Here is a 15,383-nt window from a genome sequence, read left to right as displayed (position 1 = left end):
AATCCATCATATGAATATCATTATCAAATTCATTATAACAAAAATTATTCAAGATATTACTTATCATATAAATCAATATCTTTACATTATTATTCTTAAGTATTTAAACATTGATTCGATGCTTTTTAAGTTGAATTTTGATATGATTAGTTAATTGTTATTGTTATGTTTAGAGTCAAATAAATTATGTTACAGTGGATAACATCTTGGTGGAATAAGCTATCTTTTGCCTTTATTCGCCTACCGGTTGAATTTTTTGTCCAGAGCAAATCAATTCCTACGGACCCAATTAAAGAATTAAATATTAACCGTTTGGCGCCTATTTTGTATGTTTTACCATATAATTCGAAAATAGATTTAATGGTCGTACAAACGTTAAGCAAGAAATATCAGTTACCTGATCCTTTAGATGGTATAAAAACCGATAACGGTTTGTTACCGGCTTATTTATATATTGATAAAGGCCCTGGCATTTTTGTGTCTAAACAACAAAAAAATAAATCAATTGAGATTCTTCACCAATACATTACTGCTCATAAACAAGATTCTCAGCTTGATGTACAAATGTTGCCTGTTTCAGTGATGTTTAGCCGTGCCCCGGACAAAGAAGGTAAGAAAAAACTTTCTTTACAAGTCTTAGGAGGTACACGTAAATTTTTCAAAATGCTTTTTACTGGTCGCGATTGTTATACCCGTTTTTCACATACAGTTTCCTTAAAAAATATTGCCTTATCAACTGAAACTGAACAAGTATCAGAATTAGCACATAAACTATCACGGGTTGCTCGCATTCATTTTGCCAAACAACGTACTGCATCCGTCGGACCAACCTTACCGATAAGACAACAGATGCTAAAAAAATTATTAAATAATCAAGAAATCAGTGAGGCAATCAAGGAAGAAGCAAAAAGTAAAAATATCTCCCTTGAAAAAGCGAAAAAAAATGCCTTATTTATGCTTAATGAAATTGCCGCAAATTTTACCTATCGTGCACTGAAAATTACCGATTATATATTAACTTGGGCATGGAATCGCTTATATCAAGGCTTAAAAGTTACTAATGCCGACCCAATAAGAGAATTAGCGCAAAATGGTCATGAAATTGTGTATGCGCCATGTCATCGTAGCCACATGGATTACTTACTTTTATCTTATGTTCTTTACCGACAAGGGCTCGTACCACCTCATATTGCAGCTGGGATTAACCTGAATTTTTGGCCTGCTGGACCAATTTTCCGTCGGTTAGGTGCTTTTTTCATCCGCCGGTCATTTAGGGGCAATAAATTATATACCGCAGTTTTCCGAGAATATTTAGCCGAATTATTTATTCGTGGTTATTCAGTAGAATATTTTATCGAAGGTGGACGTTCACGTACAGGTCGTCTACTCGACCCCAAAACCGGTATGTTAATGATGACTATACAAACACTGTTACGTGGAGATCCAAGACCTATAACAATTGTACCGGTTTATATAGGTTATGAGCATGTTTTAGAGGTCGCGACTTACGCTAATGAACTACGTGGTGCTGCGAAGAAAAAAGAAAATTTGTGGCAAACAGTAAAAGCTTTTTTCAAACTAAAAAAATTAGGTTTAGGTTATGTTAATTTTGGTCAACCCATTTTATTAAATCAATTTCTTAACCAACATGTTCCTGATTGGCGAAATGCAATTGAAAAAACAGGTACAGTTAGGCCACAATGGTTAACGCCAACATCTAATCTCTTAGCAAAAAATATTATGGAAAGTATCAATTCATCGGCAGCCGTTAATGCGATGAATTTATGTAGTACATTTTTATTAGCTTCTCAACAAAATGCGTTAACCAAAAAACAATTAATCGAACATATTCATTATGCTGTCATTTTATTAAAAACGGTCCCTTATTCAGACTTAGTGACTATTCCTGAGCAAAATGCTGAACAATTGTTCGAACACGCCAAGCAGATGGGTAAATTTATCATAACTACAGATGAAGCTGGTGAAATTGTCAGCTTAACACAAGAACAAGCTGTATTAATGACATATTATCGTAATAATATTCAACATCTGTTAATCATTCCTGCTATTATTGCGCGCATCATACTTAAGCATAATCGTATATCACTTGATGAATTAACCAAGCAAATTGAGTTAATTTACCCATTAATTAAAGCCGAACTATTCATTAATTATAATGAGCAAGAGCTCTTGAACTATATTGAAAAATTATTACAATGTTTTGCCGATATCAATTTTATCAGTTATTCTTCCGAACGAATAACTATTAATTATTTGAAGCTAACATCATTACAGTTATTAGCATCAATTTCCAAAGATACGCTACAACGTTACGTAATTACTTTTTCACTATTACAAAAAGATCCATCCATAAGTCGAGCAAACCTTGAAAAAGAAAGTAGACTGATTGCTGAAAGGCTATCTGTATTACATGGTATTAATGCCCCTGAATTTTTCGATAAAGGAGTATTTTCAACTCTAGTATCTACGTTGCGAGATTTAGGTTACCTTGATGATACTAAAATAGAGAGTTTTGAAAAAATTAAATTAATGAATGATACGCTTAAACCATTAATTACTAACCAAGTCATGCAAACCATTGAAGAAATTTATTGAATAATATGCAATAAAATACCAATAAATATCACTAACCCAACATATTGATTATTTATGAATGCGCGAAAACAGCGTTCTCTTTTTCTATCAACAAGAATCACTTGTTGATAGATAAATAATAAAGATGCTATAACCAAGCTAACATAAAAATAACCCGACAATTGGTTCAATATCCCAATAACCATTAAAATCAAAACGGTACTAATCTGTAAAATACCAATTATAAGTTTATCGTATTTCCCAAATAAAATTGCCGTCGATTTGATACCTATTTTTATATCATCTTCACGATCTACCATCGCATATTCGGTATCATAAGCGATCGTCCAACAAATATTAGCTATAAATAATAACCAACATGTTAAAGGAAATTTGGCAAGGGTGGCAGCATAAACCATCGGAATGGACCAACTAAATGCAATACCTAGTATTATCTGTGGAAGATGAGTATACCGTTTCATAAAAGGGTATAACAAAGTTGTTCCAAATGCGAAAATCGCAATTAACCATGTAAGGGGCGGTAAAGTTAACAATAAAGCAAATGAAATCGCAATTAAAACAACAAACATAATTAATGCATTTTTGTTATTCAATTTACCACTAGCCAATGGACGATTTTTAGTACGCATTACATGGCCATCTAATTTGCGATCAGCAAAATCATTTATTACACAGCCAGCGGCTCTCATTATAATAACACCCAACGTAAAAACAATAAACAAATGCGGTGTAGGTATTCCCGTTAACCACAATGCCCACATAGTTGGCCACAATAATAACATTGTACCTACAGGTTTATCCAATCTTGTAAGTTGACAATAAGCTTGAATTTTTGACTTCATTTAGATAAGTGTTGTTATCGATTCATAAAAATGATTATAAAGGAATAACAAATGATTGTTAATTCTGTTCTAAAAACTCTCCTTTTATATTTATAGTTAACCAAAATTTGATTCTTGTAACTAACTCTCCAAAAATAATCGTAGTTAATATATTTAGTTGTTTTATTTATTAATAAAAATAGAATACTTTAATCGATTTTTCATATAAAATTCCAACATCTTTTCTCGCTAACAATCGGAGATCAAATGAAAATAGCAAAAGATTCAGTAGTAAGTTTAGCATATCAAGTTCGCACTAAAGATGGTGTATTAGTTGACGAAACAACCGTTGTTGCACCATTAGAATATTTACATGGTGCCGGTAATTTAATTAAAGGTTTAGAAGATGCTTTAGAAGGTCGCCAAAAAGGCGATAAATTTGATGTTGAAATTGAAGCAGACAATGCTTATGGCGAATATAATGACAACCTTGTACAAACTGTACCGCGTGATGTTTTTGTTGGTGTCGATGAACTTGAAGTAGGTATGCGCTTTCTGGCTGATACTGATCATGGACCTGTTCCAGTAGAAATTACGGCGATTGATGGCGATAATGTGACTATTGATGGTAACCACATGTTAGCCGGTCAAGATCTAAAATTTAATGTTGAAGTTGTGGATATTAGAGAAGCAACTGAAGAAGAACTTGCTCATGGACATGTACATGGAGCACATGGTCATCACCATCATGATCATGGTAGCTGTGGTTGTGGCGGACACGACCACGAAGAAGATGACCAAGATGACGGCTGTTGTGGTGGCCATGGTTGTGGTTGTAAACACTAGCCTTTTAATTTGTTCATTTACAAGGTGCTTTCCTAATGCACCTTGATAACCATTTTTCCGCTGTAATGGCATCTTCAATTTTGTGATTTATCTAGCAATTTAGAATAAATTTTTATCCATTTCTTAGTTTTTATTTATAGTATTTAATAAAAATCATCAAATACGTATGAGGCATAATAATATGATGCCAAGAGAAAAGTTACTAAAATTCGGTGCGCAATCACTTGCCGATCATGAATTATTAGCTATTTTTTTACGGACAGGAATCAAAGGAATACCGGTATTAACACTATCACAAATGTTGTTGAATGATTTTGGTTCACTTTATCATATGATAAATGCTAGTCACCAAGTATTTTGTCAAAAAAAAGGATTAGGTACGACCAAATATACACAATTACAAGCCGTAATCGAATTATCGAAACGTTATTTAAAATTCAAAATGACTGAAAATAATGTATTGACATCACCAACTCTTACCCATCATTATTTAGCGAGTCAATTAGCGAATAAAGACCGCGAAGTATTTTTAGTTATATTTCTTGATAATCAAAATCATGTAATATGTAGTGAAGAAATGTTTGTAGGTACATATAATTGTGTAGAAGTCCATCCTCGGGAAATAGTTCGCAAAGCATTAAAATGTAATGCCGCTGCAATTATTCTAGCGCATAATCACCCGTCAGGAGTAGCAGAACCAAGTCAGGCAGATCGCAAAGTTACTCAACAAATAGAAGAAGCATGTAATTTATTGGATATTCGTATTCTTGATCACTTTGTAATAGGTAAAGGTGAATACGTGTCTTTTGCTGAACGTGGATGGATATAACATATTATCAATCTTATAAAATACATCATACTTAATAACAGATTACTATCATACTATAAATATTAAATCATTTATTGCGATTGCTTATTTATTTTAATATTCATTACCGTCGATTATACCATTATTTAAACTTGCTATTTACAGTATTGACCAGATAACATTATTATTAGTATCCATTGTCTATTTAATTTATAATATCTATTATTTATAATATAACTTACTGAAAAAAAATGAAAAATCGAATTGAAGAACTCGAAACAAAAGTCAGTTTTCAAGATATTACTATCGAAGAATTAAATCAAATAGTTATTCAATTGCAAAGTGAAGTTACTAAGCTAAAAGAGCAATTAAAACTATTATCGAAAAAATTACAAGCTACGCATCAATCTAACATTGCTTCTTTAACTGAGGAGACCCCTCCACCACATTATTAATTAACAGCTATTCCAAATCTTAAATATAATAACTTTAACCCATAATAGCAAAACGTGATTAACACAGTTAACTGTAATAAACTAATTAGGGTTGGATATATTTAGATAATTAGATAGTTAAGGAATTGTTCTAAATTAAAAAATAATATTTCTTAAACTATATCTGGACATAAAAAAACCGATAATCTCTTATCGGTTTTTCTATAAAAAATATTACTTACTCAGTTACAGCTTCAACTGCTTCACTTGTCGCTGGACGATCAACTAATTCTATAAATGCCATAGGTGCATTATCACCAGCACGGAAACCACATTTCATGATGCGAATATAACCACCAGGGCGATTTGCAAAACGTGGACCAAGATCTGAGAATAGTTTTTTTACTGCATCCGCATTACGGATTCGAGCAAAAGCCAAACGGCGATTAGCTACACTATCAGTTTTAGCTAATGTAATTAAAGGTTCAACTACACGACGCAGCTCTTTAGCCTTAGGTAAAGTTGTCTTGATAATTTCGTGTTCAACAAGTGAACTTGTCATATTACGAAACATCGCCTGACGATGGCTGCTATTACGATTAAGCTGACGACCACTTTTACGATGGCGCATAACTTTATCCTTCTTATATAAACTTTATATTAGTCTTCAACAATACTCGCCGGTGGCCAATTCTCTAAGCGCATACCAAGAGATAAACCACGTGAAGCGAGCACATCCTTAATCTCAGTAAGAGATTTCTTACCTAAATTAGGTGTTTTTAACAACTCAACTTCAGTACGTTGGACTAAATCACCAATGTAATGAACTGCTTCTGCTTTTAAACAGTTAGCAGATCGAACAGTTAATTCCAAATCATCTACTGGACGCAGAAGAATTGGATCAAATTCAGGTTTGTCTTCTTTCACTTCTGGTTGACGCACATCACGTAAATCAACAAAAGCTTCAAGTTGTTCAGCCAAAATTGTAGATGCTCGCCTAATTGACTCTTCCGGATCGATAGTTCCATTAGTTTCCATATCAATAACTAATTTATCTAAATCGGTACGTTGTTCAACACGAGCCGCTTCTACAGAATACGAAATTCTATCTATTGGGCTGAAACATGCATCAACTAATAAATGTCCTATTGGACGATCTTCATCTTCTGATCGAACACGAGCAGAAGCAGGAACGTATCCACGCCCTCTCTGTACACGGATACGCATACTAATTGAAGCATTTGCGTCTGTAAGATGACAAATCACAAGATCTGGATTAACAATTTCAACATCACCATCATGAATAATGTCATCAGCTGTAACAACACCAGCCCCAGATTTGTTCAATGTAAGCATTACATCATCTTTGCTGTGAACTTTAACTGCTAATTTTTTCAAATTTAGTAGAATGTCAAGCACATCTTCTTGGACGCCTTCTTTAGTACTGTATTCATGCAATACACCATCGATCTCAACTTCCGTTACAGCACATCCCGGCATTGATGATAATAAAATACGGCGCAGTGCATTACCTAGTGTATGACCAAACCCACGCTCAAGTGGTTCTAAAATCACTTTTGCATGTGTTTGATTATATTGAACAACTTCAACTAGGTGAGGTTTTAAAAACTCTGTTACAGAACCCTGCATTGTGTCCTCTCTTAAGTACTAAACTTTATTTAGAATAAAGTTCGACGATCAAATGTTCATTGATGTCAGCTGATAAATCAGAACGTTCAGGAATGCGTTTAAAAACACCTTCCATCTTGCTAGCATCAACTTCTAACCAAGTTGGTTTTTCACGCTGTTCAGCTAGCTCTAAAGCTGCTTTAACACGTGCTTGTTTCTTTGCTTTTTCGCGAACACTGATTACATCTTCAGGAGAAACCTGATAAGAAGCAATATTCACTACACGACCATTAACTAATACCGCTTTATGGCTTACTAATTGACGAGCTTCAGAACGAGTCGCACCAAATCCCATACGATAAACGACGTTATCTAAACGACGTTCTAAAAGGTTTAATAGGTTTTCACCTGTATTACCTTTGATTCTAGCAGCCTCTTTATAATAGTTACGGAATTGTCTTTCTAAAATCCCATAAATACGACGAACTTTTTGTTTTTCACGTAATTGAACACCATAATCAGATAATCGCGGTTTACGCGCACCATGCTGACCTGGAGCTTGTTCTAATTTACATTTACTATCTATTGCGCGAACGCCTGATTTAAGAAATAAATCAGTTCCTTCACGACGACTTAATTTGAGTTTTGGTCCCAAATATCTTGCCATTTTCTTTCTCCAATAAACCTAAAACGTCTAAGGGTTTAATTTAAAATTAAACACGACGTTTCTTTGGTGGACGACAACCGTTATGAGGAATCGGAGTAACATCAGTAATATTAGTGATGCGATAACCCGCAGCATTTAATGCACGAATTGTAGACTCACGACCAGGACCAGGTCCCTTAACCATAACTTCCAGATTCTTAATTCCATATTCTTTAACAGCTTCAGCGCAACGCTCTGCTGCTACTTGAGCTGCAAACGGAGTTGACTTACGAGAGCCACGGAATCCAGAACCACCAGCAGTTGCCCAACCTAATGCATTACCTTGGCGATCGGTAATTGTAACGATTGTATTGTTAAAAGATGCATGAATATGAGCGATACCATCAGAAACTTGTTTTTTTACACGCTTACGTGCGCGTACAGGTGTCTTTGCCATTCTTAATTACCCCGATTATTTCTTGATAGGCTTACGCGGCCCTTTACGGGTACGTGCGTTAGTCTTAGTACGTTGACCACGAACTGGAAGTCCACGGCGATGACGTATACCACGATAACAACCAAGGTCTAATAAACGCTTGATACTCATTGTTACTTCACGACGCAAATCACCTTCAACAGTGAATTTTGCAACTTGTTCACGTAACTTTTCAATCTGATCTTCAGATAGTTCTCTGATCTTAACATGTTCAGGAATACCTGCTTCAGCACAAATTGTCTTAGCGCGGGTATTACCGATACCATAAATTGCTTGTAACGCAATTACAGCATGTTGTTGATCAGGAATGTTAATGCCTGCGATACGGGCCACTATGCACTCCTATTGTTAATAAAAATATATCATTTCCTTTATGCTGAAAAGCCCGTTTTCAGGATACTCAAATAAAGGAAACTCAAATAATAAATTTGTAGGCTGGCTATTCTAGCCAGCTTTACTATACTTTGGCAAGTAAAATATGCAAAAGTTAGACAACTAAAAGTTAAAAATTAACCTTGACGTTGTTTATGCTTACCTTCAACGCAAATAACACGAACAATGCCATTACGTTTAATGATTTTACAATTTCTGCATAATCTCTTGACTGAAGCACGAACTTTCATGTTTTTCTCCGTAACTTCTGGCTAACTTATCGGCCATAACCTTTAAGGTTAGCTTTCTTTAAAACTGACTCATAACGATTTGGCATCATTAAAGTCTGTACTTGTGCCATAAAATCCATGATTACTACAACAACGATTAACAATGATGTCCCACCAAATTGAACGGGAACTCTTAACGTAGATGTAATAAACATTGGAACCAAACAAACTAAAGTAATATATAGAGATCCGACAAGCGTTAGACGTGTCATGATTTTATCAATATATTTTGCTGTTTGTTCCCCTGGACGAATACCAGGAATAAACGCACCCGATTTTTTAAGCTGATCTGCTGTCTCACGTGGATTGAATACTAAAGCTGTATAGAAGAAACAGAAAAATATAATCGCCGCTGCATATAAAATCATATAAAGCGGTTGATCATGTGATAAATACTGTCTCATTAATACAAAAATATAACGCCACCCCTCACCATCACCTTGTAACCATGATGCAGCCATAACTGGTAACATAATTATTGTTGAAGCAAATATAGCAGGAATTACACCTGACATATTAATTTTCAAAGGTAAATGAGTACTTTGCGCAGCATAAACACGACGACCTTGTTGGCGTTGCGCATAATTAACGACGATACGACGTTGACCACGCTCAACAAACACAACAAAATAAGTTATACCGACAAGAAGCGCGGCAACAACTAATAAAACTAGTCGATTCAATTCACCTGAACGAGCTTGTTCAATTGTTTCATAGATTGCTGGAGGAAGAGCAGCCACGATACCAGCGAAAATAATGATTGAGATACCATTACCAACACCACGTTCTGTAATTTGCTCCCCTAACCACATAAGAAACATTGTTCCTGTCACTAAACTTACTGAGGCAATGAAATAGAAAGAAAAACCAGGATTGATTACAGCATCTTTAAATTCTTCCATCCTTGGTAAAGAAGTCGCTACACCAACAGCCTGTATAATTGCAAGTACTAACGTACCATAACGCGTATACTGACTGATTTTCTTACGACCAGACTCACCTTCTTTCTTCAACTCAGCAAGCTTAGGGCTAATTGCCGTTAATAGCTGCACAATAATCGATGCAGAAATATACGGCATAATACCTAAAGTAAAAATTGAAGCTCGGCTTAATGCTCCACCAGAGAACATATTGAACATGCCAATGAGACCATTGTCACCTAACATTTTCGAAAGTGATCTTGTTAATACCTCAGTATTAATACCAGGAACGGGAATATAAGAACCGATACGAAAAACAATAAGCGCCAAAAGAACAAACATTAATCTTCTGGTTAGCTCACTACTACCGCCTCTTGTGCTTTTAAAATCAAATCCTGGTTGCTTTGCCATCTTTCTAATTATTCCTCAATTTTTCCGCCAGCAGCTTCAATTGCAGCTTTTGCACCTTTAGTAACATTAATTCCACGAACTGTTACAGATTTTGTAATTTCACCTGATAACATAATTTTCGCAAATTCAATATGGCTACCAATAACATTTGCGGCTTTCAGAGAATTTAGATCAACAACATCAGCCTCTACTTTCATTAATTCAGAAAGACGAACTTCTGCAGTTACTAAAGACTTACGAGATGTAAAGCCAAATTTTGGTAAACGACGATATAATGGCATTTGACCACCCTCAAATCCACGGCGAACACCACCGCCAGAACGAGAATTTTGTCCTTTAATACCACGACCACCTGTTTTACCTAAACCTGAACCGATACCCCGACCCAAACGCTTAGATGCATGCTTTGAACCTTCAGCAGGAGATAAAGTATTTAAACGCATTACTTATTACTCCTCTACTTTAACCATGTAGTAAACTTGGTTAACCATACCGCGCATCGCAGGAGTATCCTCACGCTCAACAGTATGACCAATGCCTCGTAATCCTAGTCCACGCAACGTCGCTTTATGCTTCGGTAAACGTCCAATAGAACTACGTGTTTGTGTGATTTTAATCGTTTTAGCCATGGTTCATTACCCCAAAATATCTTCGACGGTTTTACCACGTTTCGCAGCCACCATTTCTGGTGATTTCATATTTGCTAAACCATCAATTGTTGCACGCACCACGTTAATTGGATTTGTAGAACCATATGCTTTAGCTAGAACGTTACGAACTCCGGCAACTTCAAGAACGGCACGCATTGCACCGCCAGCAATAATACCTGTACCTTCAGATGCAGGTTGCATATAAACACGAGAACCCGTATGAGCACCTTTTACTGGATGCTGTAAAGTTTCGTTATTCAATGCTACGTTAATCATATTGCGACGTGCTTTTTCCATAGCTTTTTGGATAGCGGCTGGAACTTCACGCGCTTTACCATAACCAAAACCGACGCGACCATTACCGTCACCAACCACTGTTAGTGCAGAAAAACTAAAAATACGGCCACCTTTTACGGTTTTTGAAACGCGGTTAACTGCGATTAGTTTTTCCTGCAGTTCACCAGCTTGTTTTTCGATGTTTGACATCTTTAACTCCTACCTTAGAACTGTAGGCCAGCTTCGCGAGCAGCTTCTGCTAGCGCCTGAACTCGACCATGATATTGGAAACCAGAACGATCAAAAGCAACATCTTTAATATCTTTTGCCAATGCACGTTCAGCAATAGCTTTACCTACAGCTGCCGCAGCTTCTTTGTTTCCGGTATATTTTAAATTTTCACTGATAGCTTTTTCTAAAGTAGAAGCAGCTGCCAGAACTTCAGATCCGTTTGGTGCAATGATTTGCGCATAAATGTGACGCGGAGTACGGTGAACAACAAGACGTGTTGCCAATAACTCACGCATCTTACTACGTGCTTTCGTCGCACGACGGATACGAGATGATTTCTTATCCATAGTGTTACCTTACTTCTTCTTAGCTTCTTTAGTACGCACGACTTCGTCTGCGTAACGAACACCTTTACCTTTATAAGGTTCAGGACGACGATAAGCACGGATATCTGCAGCGACTTGCCCAATTAACTGTTTATCAGCACTTTTCAGGATAATTTCAGTTTGAGATGGACATTCAGCGGTTACACCTGCAGGTAATACATGTTCAATTGGATGTGAATATCCTAGTGATAATCCGATTGAATTACCTTTTAGTTGTGCACGATAACCGACACCAACTAGCTGAAGTTTTTTTGTGAATCCGGTAGTAACACCAATCACCATTGCATTAACTAATGCTCTTGCAGTACCTGCTTGAGCCCAAGCATCTGCTGCACCTTTACGTGGAGCAAATTTAATTTCGCTTGCTTCTTGGCTAATAACAACAGCATTATTAATAGAACGAGATAACTCGCCATTTTTACCTTTAATCGTAATTTCCTGACCATTGAGTTTTACCTCTACGCCAGCAGGAACAACGACAGGTGCTTTTGCAACACGAGACATTTTTTTCTCCCTTACGCTACGTAGCAGATAATTTCACCACCAAGACCTGCTTGGCGTGCTGCACGATCAGTCATAACACCTTTAGAAGTAGAAATAACTGCAATACCAAGTCCAGCCATCACTTTCGGCAATTCATCTTTACGTTTATAAATACGTAAACCTGGACGGCTAACACGTTGAATACTTTCTACAACAGCCTTACCTTGGAAATATTTTAATGCGATTTCCAATTCAGGTTTAGTGTCACCTGTAATTTTATAGTCTTCAATATAACCTTCTTCTTTTAGCACGTTGGCAATTGCCACTTTTAACTTAGAGGAAGGCATGGTGACCGCAACTTTGTTCGCAGCTTGACCATTACGAATTCGGGTCAACATATCTGCGATAGGATCTTGCATGCTCATCTATAACACTCCTCTGATTACCAACTTGCCTTTTTAAGACCCGGAATTTCGCCGCGCATAGCAGCTTCACGAACCTTAATTCGGCTTAGACCAAACTTACGAAGGACGCCGTGTGGACGACCCGTTTGACGACAACGGTTACGTTGACGTGATGGACTAGAATCTCGAGGAAGCGTTTGCAATTTGAGCACCGCATTCCAACGATCTTCATCTGTTGCATTCACATCAGAGATGATCGCTTTTAATTCTTGACGCTTTGCAAAGTATCTATTTGCTAGCTTAACACGCTTTTTATCGCGTTCAATCATTGATTGTTTAGCCATTAGTTTACCCTACCTTTACTTACGAAATGGAAAGTTAAAGGCTGACAATAATGCGCGGCCTTCTTCATCTGATTGTGCGGTAGTGGTAATAGTAATATCTAAACCACGAACACGATCAACTTTATCGTAATCGATTTCAGGGAAAACGATTTGCTCACGGATACCCATACTATAGTTACCACGACCATCGAAAGATTTTGCGCTTAAACCACGAAAATCTCGAGTACGAGGTAAAGCAATATAAACTAAACGTTCAAAAAATTCCCACATACGTTCACCACGTAGTGTGACTTTACAACCAATAGGATACCCTTGACGGATTTTAAAACCAGCAACTGATTTGCGTGCTTTAGTGACAAGTGGTTTTTGACCACTGATTGCAGTAAGATCTGCAACTGCATTATCTAATAATTTCTTATCAGTAATAGCTTCACCCACACCCATATTCAAGGTGATCTTTTCGATCCGAGGGACTTGCATGACAGATTTGTAGCCAAACTGTTCTTGCAGTTTATTTACTACCTGTGCATTGTAGTAATCATGCAGTTTCGCCATCGTACACTCCAAATTACTTAATTATTTCATTAGTAGACTTATAAAAACGGACTTTTTTACCGTCTTCAAAACGAAAGCCTACGCGATCTGCTTTGCCTGTAGCACTATTGTAGATTGCTACGTTAGAAACATTAATAGCTGCTTCTTTCTCAACAATCCCACCTTCTTGGTTTAGTTGCGGTACTGGTTTTTGATGTTTTTTCACCAAATTTATACCTTCAACAATCACTTTGCCTGTAGACAAAACGCTTTTAACTTTACCGCGTTTACCTTTATCTTTACCGGTTAACACGATAACTTCATCTTCTCGACGGATTTTCGCTGCCATTACCCGCTCCTTACAGTACTTCTGGTGCTAATGAAATGATCTTCATAAACTTCTCAGAACGAAGTTCACGAGTGACCGGTCCAAAAATACGCGTACCAATCGGTTGCTCACTGTTATTATTTAATATAACACAAGCGTTACGATCGAAACGAATGACAGATCCATCAGGACGACGAACACCTTTTTTAGTACGTACTACTACAGCTTTAAATACATCACCTTTTTTTACTTTTCCACGTGGAATTGCTTCCTTAATGGAAACTTTGATGATATCACCCACTGCAGCATAACGACGGTGTGATCCACCGAGAACCTTGATACACATTACGCTACGTGCGCCAGAATTATCAGCGACATCGAGCCTAGTCTGTTCTTGGATCATTTTAATGCTCCGTATAATAAATTATTGTCTAATCTACCTTCATCCACCTCAACTACCATGGATAAGAATAGACAACCAAAAAATCCCACTTACATGAGGGCGCCTAGTATAACACCACTCAAATAAAATGGGTAGTATAAAATAAACGGCTAATATTAGCCGTTTATGATATTGTGTGCAATTTTTAATCGATTAGATTAAATAACTGCCTTTTCAACAACTCGAACAAGAGTCCAAGACTTAGTCTTAGATAGTGGACGGCATTCCTTAATTTCTACAGTATCACCAATTCCACACTCGTTATTCTCATCATGTACATGCAATTTAGTCGTACGTTTAATGAACTTACCATATAATGGATGTTTCACTTTACGTTCGATAGCAACCACGATAGATTTATCCATTTTGTCACTGATCACACGACCTTGCTGAGTACGAACATTAGTAGTCATTACGCACCCGCCTTTTCAGTTAATAACGTTTTGATTCGTGCGATATCACGACGCACTTGTTTAACTAAATGAGTTTGTTGTAACTGACCGCTTGCTAACTGCATACGTAAGTTAAATTGCTCACGTAATTTGTCTAGAAGTTCAGTATTTAACTCTTCAACGCTTTTTTCGCGTAGCTCTTTTGCTTTCATTTACATCACCGTCTTAATTACAAAGGTGGTTTTAATCGGCAGTTTTGCTGCTGCCAACGCAAATGCTTCACGAGCAACTTCTTCCGGTACACCATCCATTTCATAAAGGACTTTACCTGGTTGAATCAGTGCAACCCAGTATTCAACGTTACCCTTACCTTTACCCATACGCACTGCAAGTGGTTTTTCAGTAATTGGTTTGTCAGGGAAAACTCGAATCCAGATTTTACCTTGACGCTTAACTGCACGAGTCATTGCACGACGTGCTGCTTCGATCTGGCGCGCAGTCAAACGACCACGACCAACAGCCTTAAGACCGAAAGTACCGAAGCTAATATCGGCACCTGCAGCAAGACCGCGATTGCGACCCTTATGCATTTTACGGAATTTTGTACGCTTTGGTTGTAACATC

Annotated in this window: 25 protein-coding genes; 4 read left to right on the top strand and 21 right to left on the bottom strand. The window is 36.9% G+C overall.

From position 1 onward, the window contains the following. The first annotated feature begins 186 nt into the window (after positions 1 to 186). The gene (plsB, locus tag JMI89_RS04045) at positions 187 to 2,616 is read left to right on the top strand and encodes a glycerol-3-phosphate 1-O-acyltransferase PlsB (protein ID WP_187754272.1); all 2,430 of its coding nucleotides are present in this window, start codon (positions 187 to 189) and stop codon (positions 2,614 to 2,616) included. On the opposite strand, the gene ubiA is transcribed toward plsB, so the two are convergent. Continuing rightward, entirely contained in the window at positions 2,610 to 3,458 is an 849-nt protein-coding gene (ubiA, locus tag JMI89_RS04040) for a 4-hydroxybenzoate octaprenyltransferase (RefSeq protein WP_220679387.1), read from the bottom strand. The genes plsB and ubiA overlap by 7 nt on opposite strands. Before the next feature lie 246 nt (positions 3,459 to 3,704). Between ubiA and slyD the strand changes: the two genes are divergently transcribed. The 3 genes from slyD (at position 3,705) to JMI89_RS04025 (ending at position 5,546) form a co-directional block, all read left to right on the top strand. Further along, positions 3,705 to 4,283, top strand: coding sequence for a peptidylprolyl isomerase (gene slyD, locus JMI89_RS04035; protein ID WP_187754270.1), 579 nt, complete (start codon positions 3,705 to 3,707; stop codon positions 4,281 to 4,283). Positions 4,284 to 4,464: 181 nt separating this feature from the next. Next, a complete protein-coding gene (gene radC, locus JMI89_RS04030) occupies positions 4,465 to 5,112 on the top strand; it encodes a DNA repair protein RadC (RefSeq protein ID WP_246415068.1) in 648 nt (215 codons plus the stop codon). Between the two features lie 230 nt (positions 5,113 to 5,342). Then, a complete protein-coding gene (locus tag JMI89_RS04025; RefSeq protein WP_187754268.1) occupies positions 5,343 to 5,546 on the top strand; it encodes a SlyX family protein in 204 nt (67 codons plus the stop codon). Positions 5,547 to 5,763: 217 nt separating this feature from the next. On the opposite strand, the gene rplQ is transcribed toward JMI89_RS04025, so the two are convergent. The 20 genes from rplQ to rplP form a co-directional block, all read right to left on the bottom strand. Beyond that, on the bottom strand, positions 5,764 to 6,156 hold the full coding sequence (rplQ, locus tag JMI89_RS04020) for a 50S ribosomal protein L17 (protein ID WP_187754267.1): 393 nt from the start codon (positions 6,154 to 6,156) through the stop codon (positions 5,764 to 5,766). 29 nt (positions 6,157 to 6,185) lie between these two features. After that, positions 6,186 to 7,175 carry a DNA-directed RNA polymerase subunit alpha gene (gene rpoA, locus JMI89_RS04015; RefSeq protein WP_187754266.1) on the bottom strand — a complete coding sequence of 330 codons (990 nt, stop codon included), beginning with the start codon at positions 7,173 to 7,175 and terminating at the stop codon, positions 6,186 to 6,188. 25 nt (positions 7,176 to 7,200) lie between these two features. Then, positions 7,201 to 7,821, bottom strand: coding sequence for a 30S ribosomal protein S4 (gene rpsD, locus JMI89_RS04010; protein WP_187754265.1), 621 nt, complete (start codon positions 7,819 to 7,821; stop codon positions 7,201 to 7,203). A 46-nt stretch (positions 7,822 to 7,867) separates the two neighbouring features. Further along, on the bottom strand, positions 7,868 to 8,257 hold the full coding sequence (gene rpsK / locus JMI89_RS04005; RefSeq protein WP_039103346.1) for a 30S ribosomal protein S11: 390 nt from the start codon (positions 8,255 to 8,257) through the stop codon (positions 7,868 to 7,870). A gap of 15 nt (positions 8,258 to 8,272) precedes the next feature. Further along, complete coding sequence (gene rpsM, locus JMI89_RS04000) at positions 8,273 to 8,629, bottom strand: 30S ribosomal protein S13 (protein WP_065558590.1); 357 nt, start codon at positions 8,627 to 8,629, stop codon at positions 8,273 to 8,275. A 176-nt stretch (positions 8,630 to 8,805) separates the two neighbouring features. Further along, entirely contained in the window at positions 8,806 to 8,919 is a 114-nt protein-coding gene (gene rpmJ, locus JMI89_RS03995; RefSeq protein WP_187754264.1) for a 50S ribosomal protein L36, read from the bottom strand. 26 nt (positions 8,920 to 8,945) lie between these two features. Continuing rightward, on the bottom strand, positions 8,946 to 10,289 hold the full coding sequence (gene secY / locus JMI89_RS03990; protein ID WP_187754263.1) for a preprotein translocase subunit SecY: 1,344 nt from the start codon (positions 10,287 to 10,289) through the stop codon (positions 8,946 to 8,948). 8 nt (positions 10,290 to 10,297) lie between these two features. Then, entirely contained in the window at positions 10,298 to 10,732 is a 435-nt protein-coding gene (rplO, locus tag JMI89_RS03985; RefSeq protein WP_187754262.1) for a 50S ribosomal protein L15, read from the bottom strand. 6 nt (positions 10,733 to 10,738) lie between these two features. After that, positions 10,739 to 10,918: a 50S ribosomal protein L30 gene (rpmD, locus tag JMI89_RS03980; RefSeq protein WP_039103338.1), complete on the bottom strand. Its 180-nt coding sequence runs from the start codon at positions 10,916 to 10,918 to the stop codon at positions 10,739 to 10,741. 6 nt (positions 10,919 to 10,924) lie between these two features. Beyond that, on the bottom strand, positions 10,925 to 11,425 hold the full coding sequence (gene rpsE / locus JMI89_RS03975) for a 30S ribosomal protein S5 (protein ID WP_187754261.1): 501 nt from the start codon (positions 11,423 to 11,425) through the stop codon (positions 10,925 to 10,927). A gap of 14 nt (positions 11,426 to 11,439) precedes the next feature. After that, entirely contained in the window at positions 11,440 to 11,793 is a 354-nt protein-coding gene (rplR, locus tag JMI89_RS03970) for a 50S ribosomal protein L18 (RefSeq protein ID WP_039103335.1), read from the bottom strand. Positions 11,794 to 11,802: 9 nt separating this feature from the next. Further along, positions 11,803 to 12,336 carry a 50S ribosomal protein L6 gene (gene rplF / locus JMI89_RS03965; RefSeq protein ID WP_187754260.1) on the bottom strand — a complete coding sequence of 178 codons (534 nt, stop codon included), beginning with the start codon at positions 12,334 to 12,336 and terminating at the stop codon, positions 11,803 to 11,805. Between the two features lie 11 nt (positions 12,337 to 12,347). Next, the gene (gene rpsH / locus JMI89_RS03960; RefSeq protein ID WP_187754259.1) at positions 12,348 to 12,740 is read right to left on the bottom strand and encodes a 30S ribosomal protein S8; all 393 of its coding nucleotides are present in this window, start codon (positions 12,738 to 12,740) and stop codon (positions 12,348 to 12,350) included. Positions 12,741 to 12,757: 17 nt separating this feature from the next. Next, complete coding sequence (gene rpsN, locus JMI89_RS03955) at positions 12,758 to 13,063, bottom strand: 30S ribosomal protein S14 (RefSeq protein WP_039103329.1); 306 nt, start codon at positions 13,061 to 13,063, stop codon at positions 12,758 to 12,760. 15 nt (positions 13,064 to 13,078) lie between these two features. After that, positions 13,079 to 13,618, bottom strand: a complete 540-nt coding sequence (gene rplE / locus JMI89_RS03950; RefSeq protein WP_187754258.1) for a 50S ribosomal protein L5 — start codon at positions 13,616 to 13,618, stop codon at positions 13,079 to 13,081. 13 nt (positions 13,619 to 13,631) lie between these two features. Further along, entirely contained in the window at positions 13,632 to 13,946 is a 315-nt protein-coding gene (gene rplX, locus JMI89_RS03945; RefSeq protein WP_187754257.1) for a 50S ribosomal protein L24, read from the bottom strand. Positions 13,947 to 13,956: 10 nt separating this feature from the next. Then, positions 13,957 to 14,328 carry a 50S ribosomal protein L14 gene (gene rplN, locus JMI89_RS03940; RefSeq protein ID WP_187754256.1) on the bottom strand — a complete coding sequence of 124 codons (372 nt, stop codon included), beginning with the start codon at positions 14,326 to 14,328 and terminating at the stop codon, positions 13,957 to 13,959. Positions 14,329 to 14,525: 197 nt separating this feature from the next. Next, complete coding sequence (rpsQ, locus tag JMI89_RS03935; protein WP_039103324.1) at positions 14,526 to 14,780, bottom strand: 30S ribosomal protein S17; 255 nt, start codon at positions 14,778 to 14,780, stop codon at positions 14,526 to 14,528. Beyond that, the gene (rpmC, locus tag JMI89_RS03930) at positions 14,780 to 14,971 is read right to left on the bottom strand and encodes a 50S ribosomal protein L29 (protein ID WP_187754255.1); all 192 of its coding nucleotides are present in this window, start codon (positions 14,969 to 14,971) and stop codon (positions 14,780 to 14,782) included. Before rpmC ends, rpsQ begins: the two co-directional genes overlap by 1 nt. Continuing rightward, complete coding sequence (rplP, locus tag JMI89_RS03925; protein ID WP_187754254.1) at positions 14,972 to 15,382, bottom strand: 50S ribosomal protein L16; 411 nt, start codon at positions 15,380 to 15,382, stop codon at positions 14,972 to 14,974. It abuts the gene before it with no gap. Position 15,383 lies beyond the last annotated feature (1 nt).

The organism is Frischella sp. Ac48, from assembly GCF_019641635.1.
Lineage (GTDB): Bacteria > Pseudomonadota > Gammaproteobacteria > Enterobacterales > Orbaceae > Frischella > Frischella japonica.
Note: the sequence above shows the minus strand (reverse complement) of the source record. Positions and strands in the feature narration are given on the sequence as shown.

Coding starts and splice junctions, on each gene's coding strand:
- rplP (WP_187754254.1), bottom strand. CDS start 15,382: ATGTTACAACCAAAGCGTACAAAATTCCGTAAAATGCATAAGGGTCGC.
- secY (WP_187754263.1), bottom strand. CDS start 10,289: ATGGCAAAGCAACCAGGATTTGATTTTAAAAGCACAAGAGGCGGTAGT.
- JMI89_RS04025 (WP_187754268.1), top strand. CDS start 5,343: ATGAAAAATCGAATTGAAGAACTCGAAACAAAAGTCAGTTTTCAAGAT.
- rpsH (WP_187754259.1), bottom strand. CDS start 12,740: ATGAGCATGCAAGATCCTATCGCAGATATGTTGACCCGAATTCGTAAT.
- radC (WP_246415068.1), top strand. CDS start 4,465: ATGATGCCAAGAGAAAAGTTACTAAAATTCGGTGCGCAATCACTTGCC.
- rpsE (WP_187754261.1), bottom strand. CDS start 11,425: ATGTCAAACATCGAAAAACAAGCTGGTGAACTGCAGGAAAAACTAATC.
- rpsD (WP_187754265.1), bottom strand. CDS start 7,821: ATGGCAAGATATTTGGGACCAAAACTCAAATTAAGTCGTCGTGAAGGA.
- rpoA (WP_187754266.1), bottom strand. CDS start 7,175: ATGCAGGGTTCTGTAACAGAGTTTTTAAAACCTCACCTAGTTGAAGTT.
- rpmC (WP_187754255.1), bottom strand. CDS start 14,971: ATGAAAGCAAAAGAGCTACGCGAAAAAAGCGTTGAAGAGTTAAATACT.
- plsB (WP_187754272.1), top strand. CDS start 187: ATGTTACAGTGGATAACATCTTGGTGGAATAAGCTATCTTTTGCCTTT.
- rplE (WP_187754258.1), bottom strand. CDS start 13,618: ATGGCGAAACTGCATGATTACTACAATGCACAGGTAGTAAATAAACTG.
- rplQ (WP_187754267.1), bottom strand. CDS start 6,156: ATGCGCCATCGTAAAAGTGGTCGTCAGCTTAATCGTAATAGCAGCCAT.
- rpmJ (WP_187754264.1), bottom strand. CDS start 8,919: ATGAAAGTTCGTGCTTCAGTCAAGAGATTATGCAGAAATTGTAAAATC.
- ubiA (WP_220679387.1), bottom strand. CDS start 3,458: ATGAAGTCAAAAATTCAAGCTTATTGTCAACTTACAAGATTGGATAAA.
- rplF (WP_187754260.1), bottom strand. CDS start 12,336: ATGTCTCGTGTTGCAAAAGCACCTGTCGTTGTTCCTGCTGGCGTAGAG.
- rpsQ (WP_039103324.1), bottom strand. CDS start 14,780: ATGACTACTAATGTTCGTACTCAGCAAGGTCGTGTGATCAGTGACAAA.
- rplO (WP_187754262.1), bottom strand. CDS start 10,732: ATGCGTTTAAATACTTTATCTCCTGCTGAAGGTTCAAAGCATGCATCT.
- rpsK (WP_039103346.1), bottom strand. CDS start 8,257: ATGGCAAAGACACCTGTACGCGCACGTAAGCGTGTAAAAAAACAAGTT.
- rplX (WP_187754257.1), bottom strand. CDS start 13,946: ATGGCAGCGAAAATCCGTCGAGAAGATGAAGTTATCGTGTTAACCGGT.
- slyD (WP_187754270.1), top strand. CDS start 3,705: ATGAAAATAGCAAAAGATTCAGTAGTAAGTTTAGCATATCAAGTTCGC.
- rplN (WP_187754256.1), bottom strand. CDS start 14,328: ATGATCCAAGAACAGACTAGGCTCGATGTCGCTGATAATTCTGGCGCA.
- rpmD (WP_039103338.1), bottom strand. CDS start 10,918: ATGGCTAAAACGATTAAAATCACACAAACACGTAGTTCTATTGGACGT.
- rplR (WP_039103335.1), bottom strand. CDS start 11,793: ATGGATAAGAAATCATCTCGTATCCGTCGTGCGACGAAAGCACGTAGT.
- rpsN (WP_039103329.1), bottom strand. CDS start 13,063: ATGGCTAAACAATCAATGATTGAACGCGATAAAAAGCGTGTTAAGCTA.